The organism is Streptomyces sp. HSW2009, from assembly GCF_040240285.1.
GTDB lineage: Bacteria > Actinomycetota > Actinomycetes > Streptomycetales > Streptomycetaceae > Streptomyces.
Window position 1 is genome coordinate 1 of record NZ_JBEHZD010000004.1, and the last position, 23,097, is coordinate 23,097.

A 23,097-nucleotide genomic window follows, 5' to 3' on the forward strand; every position below is an offset into this window, starting at 1 on the left:
CCCCCGCGCCCCCCCGCCCGGCCCACCCCGCCCCCGGCCCGCCCGGGCGCCCGCCCCCCCCCCCCGTACCCCGGGGCCGTTTGCCGTGGTGGGGGGCCGGGCGTTCCTTGGGGCTGCCGCCCCGGCGGGCTGTGGCGTACGTACGGGCCGGGGCGCACGGCTCGCCTGCGGGTTGTATACAAGGCGCATACGGTGCGTACACAACGGGCATGCGGTCCGCGCGCGGCGCGCCTGGAGGTGTGCGAGTTGTATGCAAGCCGTACATGTCGCTGCGCGGGGCGCCAAGCAGGCCGCGTGCGGGTGAGTGGATGGGCCGGCGGACGGAGCAGGCGGGGCGGGGCAGCCGGGGACAGTCGGGTGGGCCGTTCTACGGGTCCTGCGGCGGCGCAGATGGACTGCGGAGAGCCTTCCGGCCCCCTTGGGCGGGTGCGGGAGTCCACCGGGCGTCAGAGGGCGCCGACGGCGCGTTCAGCGGCGCACCGCGGGGTTATGGAGCGGGCGGCCCCGGAGCGTGGGCGCTCAGCGCAGTTCCTTGGGCTTGGTGCGGTCCGCGTCGACCTTCTCGGTGCGCTCCAGTTCCGCCCAGACGATGTAGCGGTGGCGGGAGGTGTAGACGGGGGTGCAGGTCGAGAGGGTGATGTAGCGCCCGGGCCGCTTCTTGCCCGACTCCTTGGGGATCGGGTCGAGCACGTCCACGTTGAACTTGGAGGTCTCCGGAAGTTTGGCGTAGACCCGGTAGACGTACCAGACGTCACGGGTCTCGAAGACGACCGGATCGCCCTCGTCCAACTTGTCGATGTTGTGGAACTTCGCACCGTGCCCGTCGCGGTGCGCCGCGAGTGAGAAGTTGCCCCGCTTGTCCCACGGCATCGCGGACTTCACGGGCTTGGTGTAGTAGCCGGCGACCCCGTCATTGAGGGTCTTGGTCGCGGTGCCCTCCTTGACCAGTATTTCGCCCTCCTTGAGGGCCGGGGCGTGCAGGAAGCCGATGCCGTCCTTGGTGTCGAGCCGGCCGGGGCCGGTGGCCCAGTTCTCGCGCACCTTGTTGCTCTGCTTCTTCGCCTCCCGGTCGGCGATGATGTTGGTCCACCACAGCGAGTAGACGACGAACAGCGCCATCAGCACGCCCACCGTGATCAGCAGTTCGCCGAAGACGCCGACGGCGGTCGCGATCCGGCTCCGGGTACGGTTCACCCGCGGCGGCGCGGCGGCCGTGGCGCCGGGTTCGCTCCGCTCGTCATCGTCGGTCCGTACCACCGCGTCGTACCTCGTTCCCTGTGGTTTAGCCGCCTGGTGTCCGCACACCTCGGCCCGGCCCGCGCCGCACGGCGGGCCCGTGACCTGTCATTGCACCAGCGGGTCCGGTTTGCCCTGGGAGCGGGGGCGTTCTTCAACCATCTTGCCCCACACGATCATTCGATACTTACTGGTGAATTCCGGCGTGCAGGTCGTCATCGTCAGATAACGCCCCGGCCCGGCGAATCCGGAGCCGGCCGGCACCGGGCCGATGACCCCCGTGTTCGACGGCGAGGTCTGCGGGAGGATGCCGGTCATTTCGTACGTGTAGTACGCGTCCTGCGTCTCGATCACGATCGGGTCGCCCGGGCGCAGTTGGTTGATGTAGCGGAACGGCTCGCCGTGGGTGTTGCGGTGGCCGGCGACCGCGAAGTTGCCCTTCTTGTCCGCCGGCATGGCGGTCTTGAGGGAGCCGGTGCCGTAGTGGCCGACCATGCCGCGGTCCAGTACCCGGTGCTTGTCGATGCCCTCGGCCACCGGCACCACCACGTCCAACTTGGGGATGTACATGATCGCGAACCCCTTGCCCGGCTCGAAGTCGCCGGGCGCCCGGGAGTCGCCCTGGGCCCACTGCTTCTGTAATTTCTCGCGCTCCTCGTTGGCCAGTTGGTGCGCGATGATGTTGGTCCACCAGAGTTGATAGGCCACGAACAGCAGCATCAGCACCCCGATGGTGATGAACAACTCCCCCAGCCCCCGGCTGACCCGGGTCCCGACGCTGGGCCGGCGCGCCCGCTCGGCCTGTCGGGCCGCCACCCTGCTGAGCGGGGCACCTGACCGGTCGGCGGCGACGCCCGCCGCGGGCCGCGCGGACGCGGCGCGCTGACTCGGCGTGCCCCGTCGGCCGCCACGACCGGCCCCCTTGCGCGCGGCCCTACGACGCTCCGCCCGCCCACCGCGCGCGGGCGCCGCACCGGCCGCGTGCGGTGCCCTGCTGCCGTCGGCCCGGGCGGACAGGGCGTCGGCGTCGGTTGTGGGTGAGTGGGTGCTGTGGGGCTGGTGCGGGCCGCTGCTGGCGGGCGTGCGCGGGCGGTCGCCGCCGGTTGCGTACGGGCTGTCGCCGCCTGTCGTACGGGCCCCCGGGGCCTGACCGGCCGCGGGCGGAGCCTGCTGCTCGGGCGGCAGCGATAAGTCGAGGGGAACATCCCGGGCCGGGGCGTCTGGCCGAAGCGGCCGGGGCGATGGGCCTGGTCGAGTCGGCTGGCCCGGCTGGGACGAAGGGCTCGGCTGGGTGGAAGGGGCCGGCTGGGGCGTCTGCCCTCGCTGGGGCGAAGGCGCTGGCCGGGGCGTCTGGGCCGGGCCGTCCGGCGGCGTGCCCGCGCCCGTGTGCAGGCCCGATCGGCCGGCCGTCTGATCGCCCGTACGCCGGTCAGGACGCCGGTCAGGACGCCGGTCAGGACGCCGGCCGGTCCGTCCCGGTTCTCCCGGCCGCGGGAGCGGCTCCACCACCTGAGGCAGGGCCATCGTCTCCACGTCGGCCAGCGGCGGCATCGGCCCGGGGCCAGGGGCGCCGCGGCGCTCCAGGTCGGCGATGCGGAGCCCCACCGTCTCGTCGTTGGGCGGCTGGGCTGCCGGCTGCTCCCCGATGCCGGGGGTGGCGCCCGGGGTGGCGCCCGCGCGCTCGGGGCGCGGTGGGGTCACGCCCCGGCCTTGCCGACCACCGGTGCCAGGCCCGTCGCTCGGGCCACCGCGCCGGCGTCGCCGCACCGGGTCAGCCAGTTCGCCAGCATCAGGTGCCCCCACTCCGTGAGCACCGACTCGGGGTGGAACTGCACCCCTTCGACGGGCAGTTCCCGGTGCCGCAGCCCCATCACGATGCGCCCCGGCGGCGCCTCCGGGGCCTCGGTCCACGCGGTGACCTCAAGCTCGGCGGGGACCGTGTCGTTCGCGACGGAGAGCGAGTGGTAGCGGGTCGCGGTGAACGGCGAGGGCAGTTCGTTGAAGACCCCGACGCCGCGGTGGTGGACCGGCGACGTCTTGCCGTGCAGCAGTTCGGGGGCGCGCCCGACGACCCCGCCGTACGCGACGGCCATCGACTGCATGCCCAGACACACGCCGAACACCGGGATGCCCGCGTTCGCGCAGTGCCGCACCATGTCCACGCAGACACCGGCCTGCTCCGGCGTGCCGGGCCCGGGCGAGAGCAGAACCCCGTCGAAGCCGTCGTCGGCGTGGGCCGGGGCCACCTCGTCGTTGCGCAGCACCTCGCAGGTGGCGTCGAGTTGGTAGAGGTACTGAACGATGTTGAACACGAAGCTGTCGTAGTTGTCCACGACGAGAATGCGCGCGGTCATCGGTTGCCTGCCGTTCCTGCCGTATCGATGCCTGCCGTCACCGCGGTCACTCGTTGACCGTCACGTCGTTGAACGGCAGCAGTGGCTCCGCCCACGGAAAGATGTACTGAAAGAGCAGGTAGACGACGCCGAGCACGAGCAGCAGCGAGATCAGTGCCCGCACCCACGCATTGCCCGGCAGATGCCGCCAGATCCAGCCGTACATGCTGTCCCTACTTGCCGATGAGCCGATGGACGAGTCCGTTTGCGGAACCAGGGTACGGGGCCGAGCCCGGCGACCGGGGCGAGTCACACCACAGGACGACATGCCGCCCCACCGGACCACGGCCCCGCCGCCACGACCTGTATGCGACTTGTATGCGCCCCCGGTCGGGTCGTATGCATCCTGGCCCGGGTTGCATACAAGGCGAGGGCGGGTTGTATGCACAACGGAGCGTTGTATACGGGCGGGCCGTCTGTCGTATGCAACGCCCAGCGGCTTGTATGCAAGTGGGCAGTGCCTCGCATGCAAGCGGGAGGCGCGCCCGGTGGGGCTCCGGTCGCTGGCGGTTGCCAGCCGGTCGCCGGTCGTGCGCTGCCGGTCGCCGGTCGTCAGCCGAAGCGTCAGTCGACGGGTCGGGCGTGGTGCAGGTCGATCGTGCCGGAGTAGCCGGGCAGCGTGGTCGAGCCGTGCTCGTCGACCTTCCAACCGAGGCCGTACGCCTTCACGTACTCCTGGTAGTTCTGGATCGCCGGGGACTCCTTGAGCGCGTCGCGCAGCGCGTCGGTGTCGCCGACCGCGGTCACCTTGTACGGCGGGGAGTAGACGCGGCCCTGGAGGATGAGCGTGTTGCCGACGCAGCGCACGGCGCTGGTGGAGATCAGCCGCTGGTCCATCACCTTGATGCCACGGGCCCCGCCCTGCCACAGGGCGTTGACCACGGCCTGGAGGTCCTGTTGGTGGATGACCAGATCGTTGGGTTGCGGGTCGGGGACGCCGGAGACCAGCGGGGTGGCGTTGGGCGGGGCGTCGGTGAGGGTGACGGTGACCCCGCTGCCGGTCAGTTTCTGGGTGCCGGCCGAACGCTCCAGGGTGCGCAGCCGCCGTTGGTCGGCCGCGCTGCGGTCGTCGTCCCGGTGCAGCAGCGCGTCCACCTCCGAGCGCATGTCCGCGGTCTTCTCGTCCAACCCGGCGTTCTTGTCACTGCGCGCCTGGATGAGGTCGGAGAGCCGCAACATGGATTCGTCGCTGCGGATGTTGGTGCCCTTGGCGGTGTTGAAGCTGATCCAGAAGATGAGCCCGGCGAGCGCGAAGATGGCGATCGTCAGCAACCGAATCGGGCGAAAGGCGATGCGCCGAGGGGTCGGCCCGGAGGAGTCGGCTGAATTACTCAACGTACCCTTATCTCTCTCGACGCCGCGGAAGCACTACGCTAACGGACGCCCGGGAGAAAGGAAGTGCTCCCTGCTCAGTGCTCCCGGGAGCCCGTCACATTGGTTTCCGCGCGGTCACGCAGCGCATCGACAGGAGAGTTCCTCGTGCCGAAGTCACGTATCCGCAAGAAGGACGATTACACGCCGCAGTCGGCGAAGCAGCAGACCACGGCCATAAAGTTGAACAGCGGGCGTAGTTGGATCGCACCGCTGATGCTGGCGATGTTCCTCATCGGTCTGGCCTGGATCGTGCTCTTCTACGTGACCTCCGGCGACATGCCCATCGAATCGATCGACAACTGGAACATCGTCGTCGGCTTCGGCTTCATCGCTGCGGGGTTCGTCGTTTCCACTCAGTGGAAGTAGCCGCACGCGCGAGCCGGCCCTGACCCGGGCCGCGCCGCCCCGCGGCCACACCTGCCGCCGCGGCCGTCGGCCGACCGGCGCGACTTTGTGGTGCCCTCGTGCCGTGTGTGGTGCCCTCGTGACCTGCCGCCCTCGCGCCGGATCGGGGCGGTGCCGTGTCGGGGGTTACTGCGCCCGGACGGGCACGGTTCGTACGGACGCGTTGCCCGCAGTGGTCGGCATAGCGTTCGTACGGCCGTGGGCTGTGCGGCTCCCGGATGGGGTCGGGGTCGGCGGCAACAGTAGGGCGATGCGGCAGAATCCCGGTTCGGGTCCGAGCGGACGCGCCGCGGCGAGGTGTCCGGCAGGCGGCGTTGGTGCGGCATCCGGGCGGCGCCCAAGCGGCCGTGAAACGGCGTTGACCTGGCCGTACGGTCTGGCGGCAGCCGGTGGAGCGGGGCGCCGACGGTGCTGGCGGTAGCGTCTCGGCCGAGGTTCGGCAAGCTCTGACCTGAGTTATCCACAGAGCGATCCACAGTGGGGAAAACTTACGAAGATCTGTGGATAACCTCCGCCAGGTTGACGCCGGTGTTACTGGTTTCGCGCCCTGCCATCACCCACTGAAACCGCTCCTGCCTGCGGAAACGCCCTACCACATGACCGAGGGCCGATGTTCCCACAGGGCCCGCATACTGCTGTGGACAACTATTACGTTCAGGTCACTCTTCGACCCTCCCGGCCCCGCCGGACGGCCGCGCGTGCTGACCCTGTGCATGGCGCCCAGCACCGTCCACCGGGCTCCGGCCCGGGGCACCAGCGCCGGCGTCGGCTGTCCACCGCGAGGCTGTGCGTGTGTGCGGGTGGGGGCTCCGTACGAAATCGCCCGGGCAGCGCGCCCGCCGGGCCCCTCGCCCACCCGGCTCCGCGAGGGCCGGCCGGACGGACGGTCGCATGACCGGGACCATCCGGTCACCGATCCACATCTACGGCAGGCTGCCGAACCGACCCCGGCCAAGCCGGCCGAACCAGCCGCTGGCCATGCCGATCCACCAGCGCCTCGCACCGGCCGGACGGTGCCAGGTGGCGCGGCCCGTGCGTCTCAGCCCGCTCAGCCCGTCAGTTGCGCCGTACGCACCAGCACCGTGCCCAGGATCACCAGGAACATCGCCACGCACGTACCCGCCTGCACCAGATCCCGCCGCTCGCGCGGGGCGTGCACTATCCCGTACGCCACCGCGGTACCCACGATCAGTCCGCCGATGTGCGCCTGCCAGGCGATGTCGCTCCAGGCGAAGGTGAAGACCAGGTTCAGCGCGAGCAGGGCGATGACCGGGCGCATGTCGTAGTTGAGCCGGCGCATCAGCACGGCCGTGGCACCCAGCAGGCCGAAGATCGCGCCGGACGCGCCGAGGGATGCCTGGTCCGGGTCGGCGAGCAGATAGCTGAGCGCGCTGCCGCCGAGCGCGGAGAGCAGGTAGAGCGCGAGGAAGCGCACCCGACCGAGCGCCGCTTCCAGGGGCGCGCCGAGCCACCAGAGCGAAAGCATGTTGAACGCGATGTGCAACGGCTGTTCGTGCAGGAACGTTGCGGTCAGCAGGCGGTACCACTCGCCCTCGGCCACGCCCTGCATCGGCGTGAAGCCGGAGTCGGCCGGCGGCCACTGGCCGACCATCGCCCAGTCGTCGATCATCTCGTCGCCGACGGAGAGCACCATGATCCACACCAGCACGTTGATCGCCAGCAGGATCTTGGTGATCAACCGGGGATCGGCCGCGAGCTGACCGCCCGCGATCGTACGGGGCTGGCCGGCCCCGGCGGGTCGGCGCACCCCGTTGCTCGACGCGCCACCGCCACCGCTGGCGTGAGCGCCGCCCACGCACTCCGGGCACTGGAAGCCGACCGAGGCACTGACCATGCACTCGGGGCAGATCGGCCGGTCACAGCGGGTGCAACTGATGCCCGTCTCGCGCTCCGGGTGCCGGTAGCAGCAGACCGCCTGGTCTTCCATGGTCTCCCCTAACCTCTCCCCCTGGCCCGTGCGTCGGGCAGTGTACGGCCACCGCCCCACCCTCCTTGTACGGATGGGTGGGGCGGGTTGGTTCCTGGCGCGCTGGACCGGTCCGTGGCCAGTCGGCGCGGGTACCGACCTCCGCACGGCGCCCCCCCCGCGGGGCCAGGGCGGCGCGGCGGAAGTTCCGGTGGATCAGCCCTCGCGGGTCTCGATCACCACGGACTCGATGACCACGTCGTTGACCGGACGGTCGGTGCGCGGGTTGGTCGGCACGCCGATGATGGCGTCCACGACCTTCTTGCCGGCGTCGTTGGCCACCTCACCGAAGATGGTGTGCTTGCCGGTGAGCCACGTGGTGGGCGAGACCGTGATGAAGAACTGCGAGCCGTTGGTGCCCGGGCCCGCGTTGGCCATGGCCAGCAGGTACGGCTTGTTGAACGAGAGGTCGGGGTGGAACTCGTCCCCGAACTTGTACCCCGGGCCGCCGGTGCCGTTGCCCAGCGGGTCACCGCCCTGGATCATGAAGCCGCTGATCACCCGGTGGAAGATCGTACCGTCGTACAGCCTTGCCTGGGACGGCTGGCCGGTCTTGGGGTCCGTCCACTGCCGAGTGCCCTCGGCGAGCTCGACGAAGTTCTTGACCGTCTTGGGCGCGTGGTTCGGCAGCAACCGGACCTCGATGTCCCCGTGGTTGGTCTTCAGGGTGGCGTAGAGCTGCTCAGCCACGATCTACCTTCCCTAGTTTTCACTGACGGCTCCCGATCCTCGCATGGACGCGCGCAAGACGAGTAGCCGCCGCTTTCGGCGCGCGCCACGCCACCCGGTAGTACGCGCTCCGACCGGGCGGGCGATGACCCGGATGCCCGGCCACAGGTGCCTGACGATCAACGGACAGGCATGATCTGCAAATAGGCGGAAAGGCGACACTACGCGTCGAGGGGGAGCCTCTGCCCCCCGGAAGCACCACCGAGGAGGAGGAATTCCGTGACCCGCAAGGACAGCGTGCGCGGCACGATCGGCCCGGCCAAGGAGGGCGTCCGACACGCGGTGGAGGTGGTGGGCCCGCACGCCAGTCAGGCCAGGGACACCGCCGTGCACTATGCGCAGGAGGCCCGGACCAAGATCGCCCCGAAGGTGTCGTACGCGGCCCACCAGGCCCGTACGACCGCCGGTGACCAGTACCGCAGCCACCTCGCCCCCCGCATCGAACACGCGCGCGGCGCCGTCCCGCCCGCCGTGGACCAGGCCGCCCACCGGGCCGCCGAGCGCACCCGCCGGGCCGCACGGCACGCCGCGGACTACGCGTCCCCACGCGTGGAGAGCGCACTGGCCGACGCCCGCGCCGCCGCCGGCCCCGTACGGGACGAGGCCACAGCCCGTGGCGGCGCTGCACTGGCAGCGCTGCGCGGCCAGATCACCGCGGCCGACGTCGAGCATCTGCACCGCACCCAGCGCCGCCGTGCCCGGCGCGGCAAGGTCGCCAAGCGCATCGTCGTACTGGGTCTGCTGACCGGTGGTGCGTATGCGGCCTGGAAGTGGTGGGACAAGCAGGCCAACCCGGACTGGCTGGTCGAACCCCCGGCCGCAGCCGACGCCGACGACCGCCCGCCGCTGACGGCCGTGGACGGCGACGCCCAGGACGACCTCGCACCTGGCGTCAAGACGAAGCAGGCGGAGCCCAACGGCAAGAAGGACGGCAAGGCATAGCCCAAGCCTCCATCCGCCCCGCGTGCCCTGCACGCACCACGAGCCCTTGTCTGCGCCCGCGTGCCCCCGCCGCCCCGGAGCTCCCCACGGCGAGTGGCCGCCTTCTTCCGAAGGCCCTGCGCGCGCGGGGCGGCGCCGCCCGTGGTGCGGCCCCTGCCCGGCACCCGTGTCGGGGCCGCCACCGAACGGCCTCGGGGCGCGGGACTTCGAGCCGGAGGAATGTGGGCCGGAGGGGTTCGCATCGGGAAGGGCAGCGGACCGGCCAGCGCTGTCTACCGGGCAGTCGGTGGCGGGGCTTCCGAGCCGTCGGACGCCGTTTCCGGAGCCGGCAGCCGCGCTCACCTCTGTGGGGTGGCCGGCTCCACGCCGGCGGGCCAGCCACCCAGCGGAGGACCGCTGGCCGCCGCCGCGCCCTGCTGCGAACCGCACGGACAGGGTGTGCGCCGCGCAGGCAGGCGGAGCAGGGCGCGCCGGGTGTCCGTGTGGCGCGCCGGGCAGGCGGTGGCGTACGGGGCGGCGTTGCTGCCCAACCCCGTACCGCGCGCTGCCCTCCGCACGACCCCCACCAGCCGCCTGCTGCCCGGGCTGCGTGCCGTCCGTCGCACTCTTCTCATCCCTCCAACCCCGCTTGCTGGCCCATTCGTTGGGCTCTCGGTTACCGTTTTGGGTACGCACCCCGACATGGAGCACCGTCGGGCACCGTCTCACCGGGGGAGAAAGGTGCGTGCCCGATGCTGGTCGGGCTCCTGTCGGCCATAGGCGTCGCTTCGTACGGAGGGACCGTCTCCCTCTTGGCCCTCACCGCCACCTTCGCTCGAACCGAATCCCTGCGCCGTGAGGCCCGCAGCACCCTGGCCGTCATCACACCGGGCGCCGCCCCGAGTATGCCGCCGCCCCCGGCCCCCGCCCCGGCCCCGACTCCGCCCGCACCACCCGCGGCGCCCGGAGGCGACACCACCGGCTGAGGTTCACCGGCCCGGGTACCTCGGCTAGGTGAGGGGAAAGTCGAAATAGGTATCCGGGTACGGTTCGTCCTGGAGCGTGTAATGCCACCACTCGCATTCGTACGCACCGAAGCCGGAATCCTCCATGACGGAACGAAGATGCTGGCGATTCTGCGCCTCGGCTTGGGTGATCCCCGGCGCGCCGTGATGGGATATGACGTCCATGAGGTCATGGCCACCACCCATGGGCACGAGTTCACCCGTGGCGAGGTTGTAAAGGGTGAGGTCAACGGTGCTGCCCCGACTATGGCCCGACTTCGCAGCCACGTAACCCTTTTCGAACATCTCTGCCCGGTCGATGTTCGGATAGTTCCGTGACTTCGTCCGGCCGTCCTCGGGCTGCTGCGACCAGCGCAGAAAACAGTCAACCGCACGCTGGGGGCGATATCCGTCCCACAGCAGGAGCCCGAAGCCAAGGGATTCGGCCTTCGCCCGTGCGCTTTGCAGGGCGGAGCACAGGGTCTTCGTGCCGACCACACGGTTCACCAGATAGCCGTCCACCGGTTTCCCGGTGAAGTTGTCCCAGGTGGCGTACTTGGCATCCCAGCGTATGCCGTGTACGAGGTCGTCCACGTACACGAAGTCGTCCCTCATCGGCCTTCTCCCGACAAAGCCAGTGCCACTGCCCGGTCAATCACTTCGGTCATGGACCGGCCGGCGGCGGCCATCATCCTCGGGTACCGGCTGTACGAGGTGAGACCGGGCAGCGTGTTGACCTCGTTGAGTACCACTTCGCCGTCTTCCTTGAGAAACATGTCCACCCGCGAAAGGCCCTTACATCCCAGAGCGCGATAGACAGTCTTCGCGGCTTCCTCGACGAGCCGTCGCGACGCGTCCGATATGTCGGCTGGGACGATGGCCATCGAATTTTCGGAACCGGTCTCCGGCTGGTCCTCCTGGTGAATCCTGAAGAAGCCGTGCGAGAGCGCAATCCGATCCAGTTCGCCCGCGATCAGATTCGGCCCTTCACCGAGGATGGCGCATCCGATCTCGCTGCCCACGACGGCCTCTTCGACCAGAATCTTCGTGTCGTACTGCCGGGCCGATTCCACCGCATCCAGCAGTTCTTCCTTTCGGGAGACCTTGGTGACGCCGAAGGCCGATCCCGAACGCGCCGGCTTCACGAAGACCGGGTAGGTGAGCTCGTCGGGGTCGATTTCCTCACCCGCTAGGAAAATCCAGAAGTTCGGCGTTGCAATGCCCGCACTTCTGGCGACGATGTAAGAGAGAGATTTGTCCATGCACAGGACGGAACTCTGGACGTCGCAGCCCACATAGGGAATCCCGGAGAGCTCCAGCAGGCCCTGCATCGCGCCGTCTTCCCCGAGCGTGCCGTGAAGGACGGGCAGCACGACATCCAGCCGGACCGTTTCGTATCGTCCCTGTTCCTGGACGAGCAGCCCGTGCACACTGCTGTCCGGCGCCAGCACGGCCGGGCGGCAGTTGCCGCTCTCCCAGTCCCCTTCGGGTCCGTCGCAGAGCTGCCAGGCGCCGCTCTTCGTGATCCCGAGATAAAAGGGTTCGTATTTCTCGGTGTCGAGGTTCCGCGCGACCTCACGGGCCGACTTCACCGAGACGAAGTGCTCTTCGGAACGACCCCCGAAGACGATTCCGATCTTCACCTTACCCATGCTGATTCCCGCTTTCGAAATTTACGCAGTTGATGAGGGAGTTCTCCACGGTGTCGCGCAGGGCGTGATCCGTGTAGTAGGCGGTGTGGGGGCTGATCAGCACATGGGGGAACTCTTGCAGTCGCGCAAGCGACTTGTTTCCCATGGGCCGGCCCCGGAAGTCGGCGTAGAAAATGCCTTCTTCCCCTTCGAGGACGTCCAGGGCCGCGCCGCCCAACCTGCCGTCTTCCAGTGCCTGCACCAGGGCTTCGGTGTCGATCAACGCACCACGCCCGGTGTTGACGATCAGCGCGCCGTCCTTCATCTGTTCCAGGCGCTGCCGATTCAGCAGATGGTGTGTTTCGGCGTGGAGCGGCGTATGAAGCGTGACAATGTCGCTCTGTTGGAGGAGTTCGTCGAGAGGGACGTAGTGAGCCGCGGTCTTGGGGCGGTTGTCGTGGGCCAGGATGCGACAGCCGAACCCCCGCAACCTGTCCATGACCGCTATGCCGATGCGACCCACCCCGACCACGCCGACGGTCAAGTCACGCAGCTCTTTCCCTCGCACATCGCCCAGTCGGTAATCGTGCTCGTCCGTCCGCCGGATGATTGCCTTCGCCTGACGCACGGCCATCAACATCAGCATCAGCGTGTAGTCAGCCACGCTGTCCGGCGAGTAGGCGATATTGCCCACGGTGATGCCGACTTCCTTTGCGTACTCCACATCGATGTGGTTGCAGCCGATGCTCCGCGTGGAGACGTACTGCACACCGACCTGGCCCAGCGCCAATAGGGTTTCGTTGCTGATGCGGGTCTTGTGACCGACGCTGATGCAGCGGCTTTCGGCTGCCAGCTCTATCGTGGCTTCGGATACCGGTACTTCGGTGATGATCGGCGTGATGTCGAAACGAGCTGCCATCGCTCGGAACAAAGCGGCCTCATCAGGGCCGCACCCGTAGATGGTGATGCGGGCCGGTTTGCTGTGGGTCATGCCTCCATTGAAGGCAGTGCGATGTTGCCGGAGCGTATGGTGTTTTCGATACGCCGGCGATATACCGGGCCGTCTTCACTGGAGCCATGACCTTCAGCAGAGAATCCTCCGCCTTCGCCGTCCGCCGCTGCCCCGTCGGCCCGCTCCCGCGCTGCGGTTCCCGCGCCGCGCTGTCATGATCCCGCTCAGCCTCGGTGAGATTTCCGAGATCGTCGGGGGCAAGGTCGTGGGCGACGGCTCCGTGATGGTGACCGCGCCGGCCGTGCTCGACGGCCGGCAGGCCGAGCCGGGCGGCCTCTTCGTCGCCTTCGCCGGCGAGCACGTCGACGGCCACGACTTCGCGGCGCAGGCCGGTCGGTCCGGCGCGGTCGCCGTGCTCGGCTCGCGGCCAACCGTCCTGCCCACCGTCGTAGTCGCTGATGCCCGGGCCGCACTACAGGCGCTCGCCGTGCACGTCGTTGGTCATCTGCGGGACGGGCTGACCGTGGTGGCGGTGACCGGGTCACAGGGCAAGACCGGCACCAAGGACCTGTTGGCCGCGGTGTTGGCGAGCACCGGGCGGACAGTCGCGACAATCGGCACACTCAACAACGGGCTAGGGGTGCCACTCACCCTGTTGCGTGCCGGCGCCACCACCCGGTTCCTCGTCGTGGAGATGGGGGCCCGCAACGTCGGCGACATAGCCGAACTCACCGGCCTGGTCGCGCCCGACATCGCCGTCGTGACCAACGTCGGCCAGGCCCACATCGGCGAGTTCGGATCGCGCGCGGCCATCGCCAGGACCAAGGGCGAGCTGGTGCAGGGGCTGGCTCCTGGCGGCATCGCCGTGCTCAACGCGGACGACCCGCGGGTAGCCGCAATGCGTTCCCTCACCGAGGGTCCCGTGCTGACCTTCGGCCGGGCGGCCCACGCCGATGTGCGGGCGGCCGACCTGTCGCTTGACCCGCTCGGCCGGCCGTCGTTCACACTGCACACAACCGCCGGCTCGGCCCAGCTCGCCCTTCCGGTCGTGGGTGCCCACCAGGCACTGAACGCATCGGCCGCCACCGCGGCCGGGTTGGTGGCCGGCGTTCCCCTGGACCGGGCCGCTGCTGCGTTGCCGACGGCTTCGCTGTCGAAGTGGCGGCTGGAGCTGCGCGGCCTGGCCGGTGGCGCGACCTTGGTCAACGACTCCTACAACGCCAACCCCGACTCGACCCGCGCCGCCCTGGACACACTGGCGGCGATCGCTGGCGGACGCCGAATCGCCGTCCTGGGCGAGATGCTTGAGCTCGGTGACGACAGCGAAGCCGAGCACCGGGCCATCGGTGCGTACGCCGCTGCGCGGGCCGACGTGGTGGCCGCCGTCGGCGAGACCGCCCGGGCGATAGCCGAGGGTGCGGGCACACGGGCGGTGGTCCTGCCCGACAACGACGCGACCGTCGGCTGGCTTCGCGGCCACCTCACCGCCGGTGACGTCGTACTCGTCAAGGCATCCCGCGGAGCCAGCCTGGACACCGTCGCCGCAGCCCTCGGATGAGTCGCCGGGCTATGAGCCGTGGGCATCGACCGGATACCGGCCCGTTGCCATGGCCCGAGCCGTAGCCGTAGCCATGGATCGCGCCGCGCGGCCTCAACCCGGCGCCTGGTGGTGGGCCGCACCCGCGCAACTGCGGCTCACCCACTCGGCAGGCGATCTGAACCCGCCGCCGATGCCTCTTCGTCGAGCGGCAGGCCGGGGCGCCGGCTCAGGAAGCGGCCGACCGGGCACGTCGCTGCATATAGAGGTCGAAGGCCCGGTAGACCATCGGTCGCAGCGGTAGGTCCCACTCGCCCACATACCGCACCGCCTGGCCGCCCGTGCCAACCTTGAACTGGATCAGTCCCACATGCGCGTCATCGGCATCGAGGGTGGGGGTGATGCCGCGCAGGTCGTAGACATCGCAGCCGGCCGCCAGCGAGTCGCTGATCATCGCCCACTGGCAGGCGTTGGAGCCGCGCACCTCACGCTTCTCGGTGGAGGAGGCGCCGTAGGAATACCAGGCGTGGGCGCCCACCCGAACCAGGATGGTGGCGGCGACCAAGTCCCCTTGATGGTGGGCCAGATAGAGCTTGATCCGCTCGGGGTCCTCCGCGCTCAGCGCGGCGAACATGGTCTCGAAGTAGGGCAGCGGTCGCGGTGTGAAGTGGTCGCGCTCGGCGGTGTGGACGTAGAGGTCGTGGAAGGCTCGCAGGTCGTCGCCGACCGTGACTTCGACGCCCTCTTTGGTCGCCTTCTTGATGTTGCGGCGCCACTGCTGGTTCATGGCCTTGAGCACGTCGTCTTCGGTGCGGTCGGCCAGCGGTACCTCGTACCTGAACTGCGGGTGGCCGACGCCGAAGCCGTCCTGGGGACTCTGGGGCCGCCAGCCCGTGCCCCTGAGCCAACTGGTCACCCGGGCGCCCACCGGGTCGGACCACTCGCTCCGCATCCCCGTCAGGCGCCGAACTCCCGGATCGGCTATGCCCTCCTTGACCTGAGTGGCGGTCCAGGTGTCCGTGGACACCGGCGGGCCGAGCCTGATGGCGAAGGCGCCGTGGGCCTTCAGATAGGCGGCCAGCGGGTTGAGCCACGCGCCGAGCTCTCCGGTCCAGTCGATGACCGGACCATCGGGCAGATAGGCCAGCGTGAAGCGGTCGAGCCGCGGCACCGGGCGGTGCAGAACGAGCCCGGCCCCCACCAGTTGTCCTCCGGCGAACCAGCCGAGGGACTCGCTGCGCCACTCCACCTTCACACGGGCCCACGCCGGCGTTTGGAGGAAGCTGACCGACCGCTGGGCCCGCACGAACGCCAGGTGCTCGGCAGCACTGATCGGCTGGACGGTCAGCCGCGCCCCCACCCCCCTGCCGACCGCAGGGGGCAGCGGCATCGACGGCGGTGCCGACGGCAGCGGGACGGATTCGCGTGCTCGTTCGCTGTGGGACATGACTTCAGTCAATACGGCGCGGTGTTGCCGGCACGTATCTGCTTTTCGATACGTCCACGATATGTTCGGCCCTGGGGCTTACGGACTGCTCACCACACGCGGCACCGGGCGACGTAGTCGCCTCTGACGGCTCCTCTGATGCCTTCGGACCGACCTCGATCGCCAGAGCTGGCCGCGGTCCCGCTCCGCAGCACGCCCCTGCCAGCCACTCCTGCCCCTCTCGCCAGCAGCAGGCCGGCAGCGATGACAAGCTCGGTCGACTCATCAACGTCGGTAGTTACAGGGCAGAAGGCTCTGGCCACCCAAAGACCGAGGACCAGCCGAAACCCGTACCACCGGGCTACCGGGCTACCGGGCTACCGGGATCTTCGCTGGCCGGCTGAACCCGGGGTCAGGCGCCGGTCACCGTACGGATCGAGAGTGCGGGCGGCAGCCTCCGTCGCGTCCTTGAGGCCGGGCCACCGACCCCGTACGACCGCGGATCGCGGCGGCCGAAGGCCCTGAGGCACCGGGCGGGCTGAGGAGGGGAGCGCATCATGCCACAAGTCAACGCGAGGCAACGTTCCCGCCACGTATGAGGATTTCGATACGCCAACGATATGCGCCGCCTCCTAGCCTTATCACCATGCGTGTTTTAGTCGTCGAGGACGAGCCCTACATGGCCGAGGCCATCCGCGATGGTCTGCGTCTGGAAGCAATCGCTGCGGACACCGCCGGAGACGGTAACACCGCTCTGGAGCTCCTCAGCATCAACAGCTACGACATAGCGGTACTGGACCGAGACATCCCCGGCCCCTCCGGTGACGAGATCGCCAAGCGCGTCGTCGCCTCGGGCAGCGGCATGCCCATCCTGATGCTGACCGCAGCGGACCGTCTCGACGACAAGGCATCCGGGTTCGGGCTCGGTGCGGACGACTACCTCACCAAACCGTTCGAAATGCAGGAACTGGTGCTCCGGCTCAGGGCCCTGGACCGTCGGCGCGCCCATGTCAGGCCCCCCGTCCGGGAAATCGCTGGCCTGCGACTCGATCCATTCCGCCGCGAGGTGTACCGGGGCGGTCTCTACGTCGCGCTCACCCGCAAGCAGTTCGCCGTGCTCGAAGTCCTCATCGCCGCCGAAGGAGGTGTCGTCAGTGCCGAAGAACTCCTGGAACGTGCCTGGGATGAGAACGCCAACCAGTTCACCAACGCGGTGCGCATCACGGTCTCCGCGCTGCGCAAACGCCTCGGCGAACCCTGGGTCATCGCCACCGTCCCGGGCGTCGGATACCGCATCGACACCGCGCCCGACCCAGGCAACAGCGGAGAGAGAAGCCGTGTCTAGGAAGCCCGGGCTGAGCGTCCGCCTCAAACTCACCCTCAGCTATACCGGGTTCCTCATGGTCGCGGGCTTCCTCCTGCTCGCGGTGATGTGGGTCTTCGTCCTCCGTCACCTGCCCGCCTATACGAGCGTTGACGGAGGGGTGCTGATCCGCTCCTTCCTGCTGCGCGACTTCGCATCAGCCGCGGCTGCGGTCCTGGCCTTCCTACTGGTGTTCGGCCTGGTGGGGGGATGGCTCCTCGCCGGGCGCATGCTCGCCCCGCTGACCCGCATCACCCATGCCACGCGCATGGCCACGAACGGCTCGCTCGACCACCGGATCAGGCTCCCGGGCCGCGAGGACGAGTTCCGCGAACTCGCCGACGCCTTCGACGGAATGCTCACCCGGCTCGAAGCACACGTCGCCGAGCAGCGGAGATTCGCGGCCAACGCCTCGCATGAGTTGCGCACCCCGCTGGCGATCTCCAAGGCGCTGCTCGACGTGGCCCGCACCGACCCGCATCTCGACGTCACCGCGCTCGTCGAACGCCTCCACACGGTGAACACCCGGGCCATCGACCTCACCGAAGCGCTGCTCCTCCTCAGCCGCGCCGACCGTCGATCCTTCACCCGCGAACGCGTCGACCTGTCCCTCCTCACGGAGGAAGCCACCGAAACCCTGCTGCCCCTCGCCGAAAAGCACGGCGTCAGCCTGATCACCAGCGGAGACATCGCCCATACGGCCGGATCGCCGCCCCTCCTGCTGCAACTGACCACGAACCTCATACAGAACGCGATCGTCCACAACCTCCCGGAGCGCGGCTACGTACGGGTCCACACCGGTCTGCGGAGCAAGAGCGTGGTGCTCACGGTCGAAAACACCGGCGAGCAACTCAGCCCACAACTGGTGTCGACCCTCACCGAGCCCTTCCGGCGCGGCACCGAGCGCATCCACAGTGACCAGGCGGGCGTCGGTCTGGGCCTGGCCATCGTCAAGACCATCGCCCGGGCGCACGACGGAAAACTCGTCCTCACCCCGCGCCCCACGGGTGGGCTCCGTGTCTCGGTGGAGATACCCGCGATATCCCGGCACGCCGCTCGGTGACGGTACGGCCATCGGCACAGGGTCAGTACGGGGACCGCAGTCCGTACGCGAAGGGCGTCCCGGACGGCCGTCCGCTCCCGTCGCCGATCCGGGGCCAACGGTCGATGGGAGCACCCGCCCGGGCCGGGGTCCACGCGGCGCTGCACCCAGCCGCACAAAGAGCCCCCTGATCCACGTTTCCGCAGTTCAGAGGGCTTTCTCGAAGTGGAGCCTAGGAGAGTCGAACTCCTGACATCCGCCATGCAAAGACGGCGCTCTACCAACTGAGCTAAGGCCCCTTCGAGATCAGGATACCTGTTACCCGATAGCTTTCCCGACCGGGTATCGCTCGTACGTACCGGTCTCCGTAGGATGCCACGCAAGATTCGCGGCAGCGAAGGGGAGAGCGAGATGGACGCAGCACAGCAGGACGCCACCGCCCGCGCACGAGAGCTGCAACGGAGTTGGTATGGGGAACCGCTGGGCGCACTCTTCCGTCGGCTGATCGACGATCTTGGGTTGAACCAGGCTCGTCTCGCCTCCGTCCTCGGGCTCTCGGCTCCGATGTTGTCGCAGCTCATGAGCGGGCAACGGGCCAAGATCGGTAATCCGGCCGTGGTGCAGCGGGTGCAGGCCTTGCAGGAGCTCTCCAGTCAGGTCGCGGACGGGCGGGTCAGCGCGGGCGAGGCTGCTGAGCGGATGGAGGAGATCAAGAAGTCGGCCGGAGGTTCGGTGTTGAACAACACGGCGCAGACCACGACCAGCAGTGGCGCCCCCACCGTGCGGCGTGTGGTGCGGGAGATCCAGTCGCTGTTGCGATCGGTGGCGGCGGCCGGTGACATCATCGATGCGGCGGACTCGCTCACCTCGACCCACCCCGAACTGGCAGAGTTTCTCCGCGTGTACGGCGCGGGCCGCACCGCCGACGCCGTCGCGCACTACGAGTCGCACCAGGGCTGAGACCGCACCAAGGCTGAGACCGCGCCACAGCGGTCGGACGGCCGCTCACGCCGAGCCGTGCTGCGCCCCCGCCTCCGGGCCGCGCCGGTGGGCGGGACCAGACGGGCTCGGTGGGTGACGGCGGTTGGCTCGGGACGGTCGTGATCGGGTCGGCAGCGAGTCGGCAGTGAGTGGGGCCCGGGTGTGGCGGGGCAGGTGTCGGGGCGAAGTGGCGGTTCGAGAAGTCGGTTCGAGGTAGTCGAGTCGACGGGCGAGTGGACGGTCGGGGCACGATGGGTGAGATCTTCGCTGGTCGGTACGAGTTGGTCGATCCGATCGGCCGCGGCGGGGTCGGCGCGGTCTGGCGCGCCTGGGACCACCGGAGGTCGCGATACGTCGCGGCCAAGGTGCTCCAACAGAGCGATGCCCACACCCTGTTGAGATTCGTCCGCGAGCAGGCCCTGCGGATCGACCACCCGCATGTGCTGGCTCCGGCGAGTTGGGCGGCGGACGACGACAAGGTGCTGTTCACCATGGATCTGGTGGGCGGCGGTTCGCTCGCGCACCTCATCGGTGACTACGGGCCGCTGCCGGCGTCATACGTCTGCGTCCTGCTCGACCAGTTGCTCTCCGGTGTCGCAGCCGTGCACGCGGAGGGAGTGGTACACCGCGACATCAAGCCCGCGAACGTGCTGTTGGAAGCGACGGGTACGGGTCGGCCGCACGTACGTCTTTCGGATTTCGGCATCGCCATGACCAAGGGCGAACCACGGCTGACGGACACCAACTTCGTGGTGGGGACGCCCGGTTATTTCGCCCCGGAGCAAATCCTCGGTGCCGAACCTGATTTTCCCGCCGACCTGTTCACGGTGGGGCTGGTGGCGCTCTATCTCCTCAGCGGCCACAAGCCGGATGCGGAAGCGCTCATCGAACGCTTTACGGCACATGGTGTTCCGAATGCGCCCGACGGCATTCCGGAACCGCTCTGGCAGGTGATAGCCAACCTTCTCCACCCTGATCCCGAGGCCCGTTTCCGTAGCGCCAACGGAGCACGAAAGGCTCTCCTTTCCGCGGCCGAACTGCTGCCGGAGCCGGGCATCGACGACGAGGTGGTCGAGGTCTTCGACCACCTCGGCCCGCTGCCGCCGGGTTTCGGGCCGACCGGGCCGACCGCTCCCACCCCGCAGCCCCGCGCGGCCCGGCTGGCCCAGCGCACGGACCCGCTCGCGCTGGCGGAGGCGTACGACGCGTACGGGGCCTACGACCGGCCGGCACCGCCGGACGCGACCGAGACGTACGCGACCGGCCCGTACGCCACGGGGCCCTACCCGGCCGGCACCTATCCGGGCGGCGCCCGGCACGGCAGCGGCCGTCCTGGTGGTGTGGCGCCGCAGGCCTCGCAGACGCCCCGACCGGGCGACGAGCCGCCGAGCGCGACCGAGCCGGCCGGCGGGCCGGGGGCGGCCGGGACCGGCAGCACGGCGCGGGAGGACGGCCCGGCGGGCGGGGGCGCAGCGACTGGCCCGGGCGGAGAGGGAAGTGCGGGGGGCGACCCGGGGCCCGCTGCTGGCAGTGGGCCGGGTTCCCGTCCCGGAGCGCCCGTGCAGGGTGGCGCGGAGTCGGCCGCCGGGTCGCTGCCGAGGCCGGGCCGGGGCTCGGCGCCCGGGGCCGGTCATGCCCCGCCGGCGGGGCCCGTGTCCGGCGAGTGGGCGACGGCGCCCGACCACACGGGGCAACCGTCCCCGTTCCCAGCCACCCCGGTCGAGCATGTGCCGGGCCGCGCCGAGCACCCCTCGGGCGCGCACCCGCGCGACCCACAGGTGCCCAATACGCAGGCGCCCGGTACGCAGGCGCCCGGCGCGTACGAGATCGATCCGTACGCCCCGGGCTCATACACGCAAGCCCCCTATGCCAGCGGCTCCGGTGCCGATGACGCGCGGCTCACGGGGGCGGACCCGACCGGTACGCAGACGAGGACCGATTCTTGGTACGGGCTCCCGCAGGGCTCCTGGCAGGGCCCTGCCACCCCGGCCGGCGCGGCGCCCGGAACCCCGCCGGGGGGCGTACGGCAGCAGCCCGACGCACAGCCAGCGGACGTACCACCGACCGATGTGCAGCAACCGGTGGGCGCGGGCCCCTCCGGCGCGCCACCGGTTCACCCACAGCAGCCACCGGGGCCGCACCAGTCACCCGCGGGACCGCCGACCGGCACCAGCGCGAACACCAGCACCAGCACCGGCGGTCAGCCGCCCGTCACACCTACGCCACACGCCGCGCGGCCCGAGCCCGACACCGGTGGCGTTGGCGGTGTTGCCGGGGCGCCGGAGGGCGGATCGTCCGGGTCGTACGCCGGGACGGGGCCCGTGGCCGGGCTGGGGACGGGTGCGGAAGCAGGTACGGGCGGGGCTGCGTCGGCGGCCGGTGCTGGTGCTGGTGCGCAGGGGCCGGGTGTTGCTCAGGAGGCTGGGGCGGTGTCCGACGCCGGGGCGATCTCCAGTGCTGGGGCGGCGTCCGGCGTTGGCGCGGCTCCGACTCCGGCTCCGGCTCCGGCTCCGGCTCCGGCTCCGGGGACGGTCGATGGTTGGTCGCTGGCCGGGCCGGCCGCTGCGGCCGGGTACGGGCCGGCCGGGCCCGAGGTGGACACCGGATCGTTGCCGGGTCCACCGACAGCGACCGGTGTTGAGCCGGCCATGTCACAGACGGGCAGTTTCCCCCTCGCCCCGCCCCAAACCATCCTGGACCCCATCACTCCATCCCAGACTGCTGCACCCTCACCCGCACCCCACCCCACCCCTCACCACCCGACGCCCCCTCACCCCACCCCACCCCACCCTGCCACGCCACAGCCCAACACACCCCACCCAGCGCCCCCCGCCACCTGGTCACAACCCACTCCACCCCAACCCACCCTGCAAACCGACCACCCCTCGCACCCAGCCCACCAGCTCCCCTCTCAGCCCCAACCCCAACCCCAACCCCAACCACCCACACCCGCCGCCACGCCGCCGAACGCCACCCCACAGCCATGGGCACTCGACCCCACGCCCACACCCACCCCCGCCCCACTCGCCCCACCGGCACACCAGGCGCCGACACCACCCCCCACCGCGCCGCCGAGCCTCACCACCCCCTGGGCACCCGACACCCCCACTCCCACCCCACCTGCCCCAGCCGCGATACCCGCCCCGCCCGCGGTGCCGACGTCGGCCGGTGCCTCGCCGTTCGAGGCGACGCCGACGGCCAGCCCCGTCGCGCCACCGGCCGCGCCGGGCGGCGCCACACCCGTGCCCCGACCACCGGGTTCCGCGACGCCCCCGCAACCGCCGTACCAGCAGGGCGCATACGGCTACCCGCCCGGCCCGCACACCACTCCGACACCGCCCACCAGGCCGTATCCGACCGCGCAGTTGTACGGCAACCAGCACGGTGCCGCAGTGGGCCACACCCCGGGGACAGCGCTCCCGCCGTACGGACCGCACACCCCGACGCCGCCCCCCACACCCACCCCGCCCCCGGCCGCACCCCTGTCCGCGCCCCAGGCACCCCCACCCACGACCACCAACCCCCTCGCTGCCGCCCCAGCCACTCCAGCCACCAACGGCACCTCAACCACCCGCGTCGCACCCGGCATACCCGTACCGCCGCTCGCCTCCGCCGACTCCCCTGACCTCCACGCCTCACAGCCACCAACCACCCCCTCACCAGCGGAAACAGGGACAGCAGAGACGGCAGCAACGCATCCGATGGCTGGGGCAACGACAGCCGCGGAGGGGCCCGGGTCCGTGGCCGCTGGGCCCGAGGCGAGTGTGGTGGCCGGGCCGCTGCCGCCCGCTGTCGGGGGCGATGCGCCCACCGCGGTGTTCGCCACACCGACGCCCGCCAACCCCGCCCCGTTGCGCCACACCGGCCCCTCGCGCACCGTGACGCTCGCCATCCTGGTTGCCGCTGCGGTCTGCTACGCCGTCGGTATCTGGGCGTTCCTCACCGGCTGACGACAGCCCCCCCCCCCCCCTCACCAGCCGTACGCCACACCCCGTCGCCCAGCCCAACCCCGCTCAACTCCGCTCAGCGCGGAACCCGAACCTCCACCGTACGAACCGACCCTCGGCGGCACCCCGCGGCACTCACGCAACCCTGCGACGCCCCGTGTCACCCCCG

The 23,097-nt window shown here is 70.1% G+C and carries 16 protein-coding genes, 1 tRNA gene and 1 pseudogene; 7 read left to right on the forward strand and 11 right to left on the reverse strand.

Annotation, left to right across the window (positions count from 1 at the left end; translation table 11 throughout):
- Positions 1-519 precede the first annotated feature (519 nt).
- From AAHZ94_RS00625 to AAHZ94_RS00640, 4 genes are all read right to left on the reverse strand, one after another.
- Complete coding sequence (locus tag AAHZ94_RS00625; protein WP_349989819.1) at positions 520-1,257, reverse strand: class E sortase; 738 nt, start codon at positions 1,255-1,257, stop codon at positions 520-522.
- Between the two features lie 87 nt (positions 1,258-1,344).
- Positions 1,345-2,628, reverse strand: coding sequence for a class E sortase (locus AAHZ94_RS00630; protein ID WP_502964551.1), 1,284 nt, complete (start codon positions 2,626-2,628; stop codon positions 1,345-1,347).
- A gap of 305 nt (positions 2,629-2,933) precedes the next feature.
- A complete protein-coding gene (locus AAHZ94_RS00635; RefSeq protein ID WP_349989820.1) occupies positions 2,934-3,590 on the reverse strand; it encodes an aminodeoxychorismate/anthranilate synthase component II in 657 nt (218 codons plus the stop codon).
- Positions 3,591-4,193: 603 nt separating this feature from the next.
- Entirely contained in the window at positions 4,194-4,964 is a 771-nt protein-coding gene (locus tag AAHZ94_RS00640; protein ID WP_349989821.1) for a DUF881 domain-containing protein, read from the reverse strand.
- A 144-nt stretch (positions 4,965-5,108) separates the two neighbouring features.
- Between AAHZ94_RS00640 and crgA the strand changes: the two genes are divergently transcribed.
- Positions 5,109-5,369 (forward strand): cell division protein CrgA, encoded by a 261-nt coding sequence (crgA, locus tag AAHZ94_RS00645; protein WP_349989822.1) that lies wholly within the window; start codon positions 5,109-5,111, stop codon positions 5,367-5,369.
- A 1,087-nt stretch (positions 5,370-6,456) separates the two neighbouring features.
- Here the strand turns inward: crgA and AAHZ94_RS00650 are convergent.
- Both AAHZ94_RS00650 and AAHZ94_RS00655 read right to left on the reverse strand, forming a co-directional pair.
- Positions 6,457-7,356, reverse strand: a complete 900-nt coding sequence (locus AAHZ94_RS00650) for a rhomboid family intramembrane serine protease (RefSeq protein ID WP_349989823.1) — start codon at positions 7,354-7,356, stop codon at positions 6,457-6,459.
- A gap of 195 nt (positions 7,357-7,551) precedes the next feature.
- Entirely contained in the window at positions 7,552-8,085 is a 534-nt protein-coding gene (locus AAHZ94_RS00655; RefSeq protein ID WP_349989824.1) for a peptidylprolyl isomerase, read from the reverse strand.
- 258 nt (positions 8,086-8,343) lie between these two features.
- Between AAHZ94_RS00655 and AAHZ94_RS00660 the strand changes: the two genes are divergently transcribed.
- On the forward strand, positions 8,344-9,066 hold the full coding sequence (locus AAHZ94_RS00660) for a DUF5324 family protein (protein ID WP_349989825.1): 723 nt from the start codon (positions 8,344-8,346) through the stop codon (positions 9,064-9,066).
- A gap of 989 nt (positions 9,067-10,055) precedes the next feature.
- Here the strand turns inward: AAHZ94_RS00660 and vanX are convergent.
- From vanX to AAHZ94_RS00675, 3 genes are read right to left on the reverse strand one after another with little or no spacing between them, the layout of a single operon-like run.
- Positions 10,056-10,664: a D-Ala-D-Ala dipeptidase VanX gene (vanX, locus tag AAHZ94_RS00665; protein ID WP_349989826.1), complete on the reverse strand. Its 609-nt coding sequence runs from the start codon at positions 10,662-10,664 to the stop codon at positions 10,056-10,058.
- Complete coding sequence (vanA, locus tag AAHZ94_RS00670) at positions 10,661-11,701, reverse strand: D-alanine--(R)-lactate ligase (RefSeq protein WP_349989827.1); 1,041 nt, start codon at positions 11,699-11,701, stop codon at positions 10,661-10,663. The genes vanX and vanA overlap by 4 nt, the downstream gene beginning before the upstream one ends.
- Positions 11,694-12,671, reverse strand: coding sequence for a D-isomer specific 2-hydroxyacid dehydrogenase family protein (locus AAHZ94_RS00675; RefSeq protein ID WP_349989828.1), 978 nt, complete (start codon positions 12,669-12,671; stop codon positions 11,694-11,696). Before AAHZ94_RS00675 ends, vanA begins: the two co-directional genes overlap by 8 nt.
- Positions 12,672-12,846: 175 nt before the next feature.
- Between AAHZ94_RS00675 and AAHZ94_RS00680 the strand changes: the two genes are divergently transcribed.
- A complete protein-coding gene (locus AAHZ94_RS00680) occupies positions 12,847-14,190 on the forward strand; it encodes a UDP-N-acetylmuramoyl-tripeptide--D-alanyl-D-alanine ligase (protein ID WP_349989829.1) in 1,344 nt (447 codons plus the stop codon).
- Positions 14,191-14,398: 208 nt separating this feature from the next.
- Here AAHZ94_RS00680 and AAHZ94_RS00685 read toward each other — a convergent pair whose 3' ends face one another.
- The gene (locus tag AAHZ94_RS00685) at positions 14,399-15,559 is read right to left on the reverse strand and encodes a lipid II:glycine glycyltransferase FemX (RefSeq protein WP_349989852.1); all 1,161 of its coding nucleotides are present in this window, start codon (positions 15,557-15,559) and stop codon (positions 14,399-14,401) included.
- 682 nt (positions 15,560-16,241) lie between these two features.
- On the opposite strand from AAHZ94_RS00685, the gene AAHZ94_RS00690 reads away from it, so the two are divergent.
- On the forward strand, positions 16,242-16,940 hold the full coding sequence (locus AAHZ94_RS00690) for a response regulator transcription factor (RefSeq protein ID WP_349989830.1): 699 nt from the start codon (positions 16,242-16,244) through the stop codon (positions 16,938-16,940).
- Complete coding sequence (locus AAHZ94_RS00695; protein ID WP_349989831.1) at positions 16,933-18,021, forward strand: sensor histidine kinase; 1,089 nt, start codon at positions 16,933-16,935, stop codon at positions 18,019-18,021. The genes AAHZ94_RS00690 and AAHZ94_RS00695 overlap by 8 nt, the downstream gene beginning before the upstream one ends.
- A gap of 205 nt (positions 18,022-18,226) precedes the next feature.
- On the opposite strand, the gene AAHZ94_RS00700 is transcribed toward AAHZ94_RS00695, so the two are convergent.
- Positions 18,227-18,299, reverse strand: a tRNA-Ala gene (locus AAHZ94_RS00700).
- A 112-nt stretch (positions 18,300-18,411) separates the two neighbouring features.
- Between AAHZ94_RS00700 and AAHZ94_RS00705 the strand changes: the two genes are divergently transcribed.
- Together AAHZ94_RS00705 and AAHZ94_RS00710 are read left to right on the forward strand one after the other, a co-directional pair.
- Positions 18,412-18,960: a helix-turn-helix domain-containing protein gene (locus tag AAHZ94_RS00705; RefSeq protein WP_349989832.1), complete on the forward strand. Its 549-nt coding sequence runs from the start codon at positions 18,412-18,414 to the stop codon at positions 18,958-18,960.
- Positions 18,961-19,232: 272 nt separating this feature from the next.
- Positions 19,233-20,108: pseudogene (locus AAHZ94_RS00710) on the forward strand (serine/threonine-protein kinase); the annotation flags it as partial.
- Positions 20,109-23,097: the final 2,989 nt, after the last annotated feature.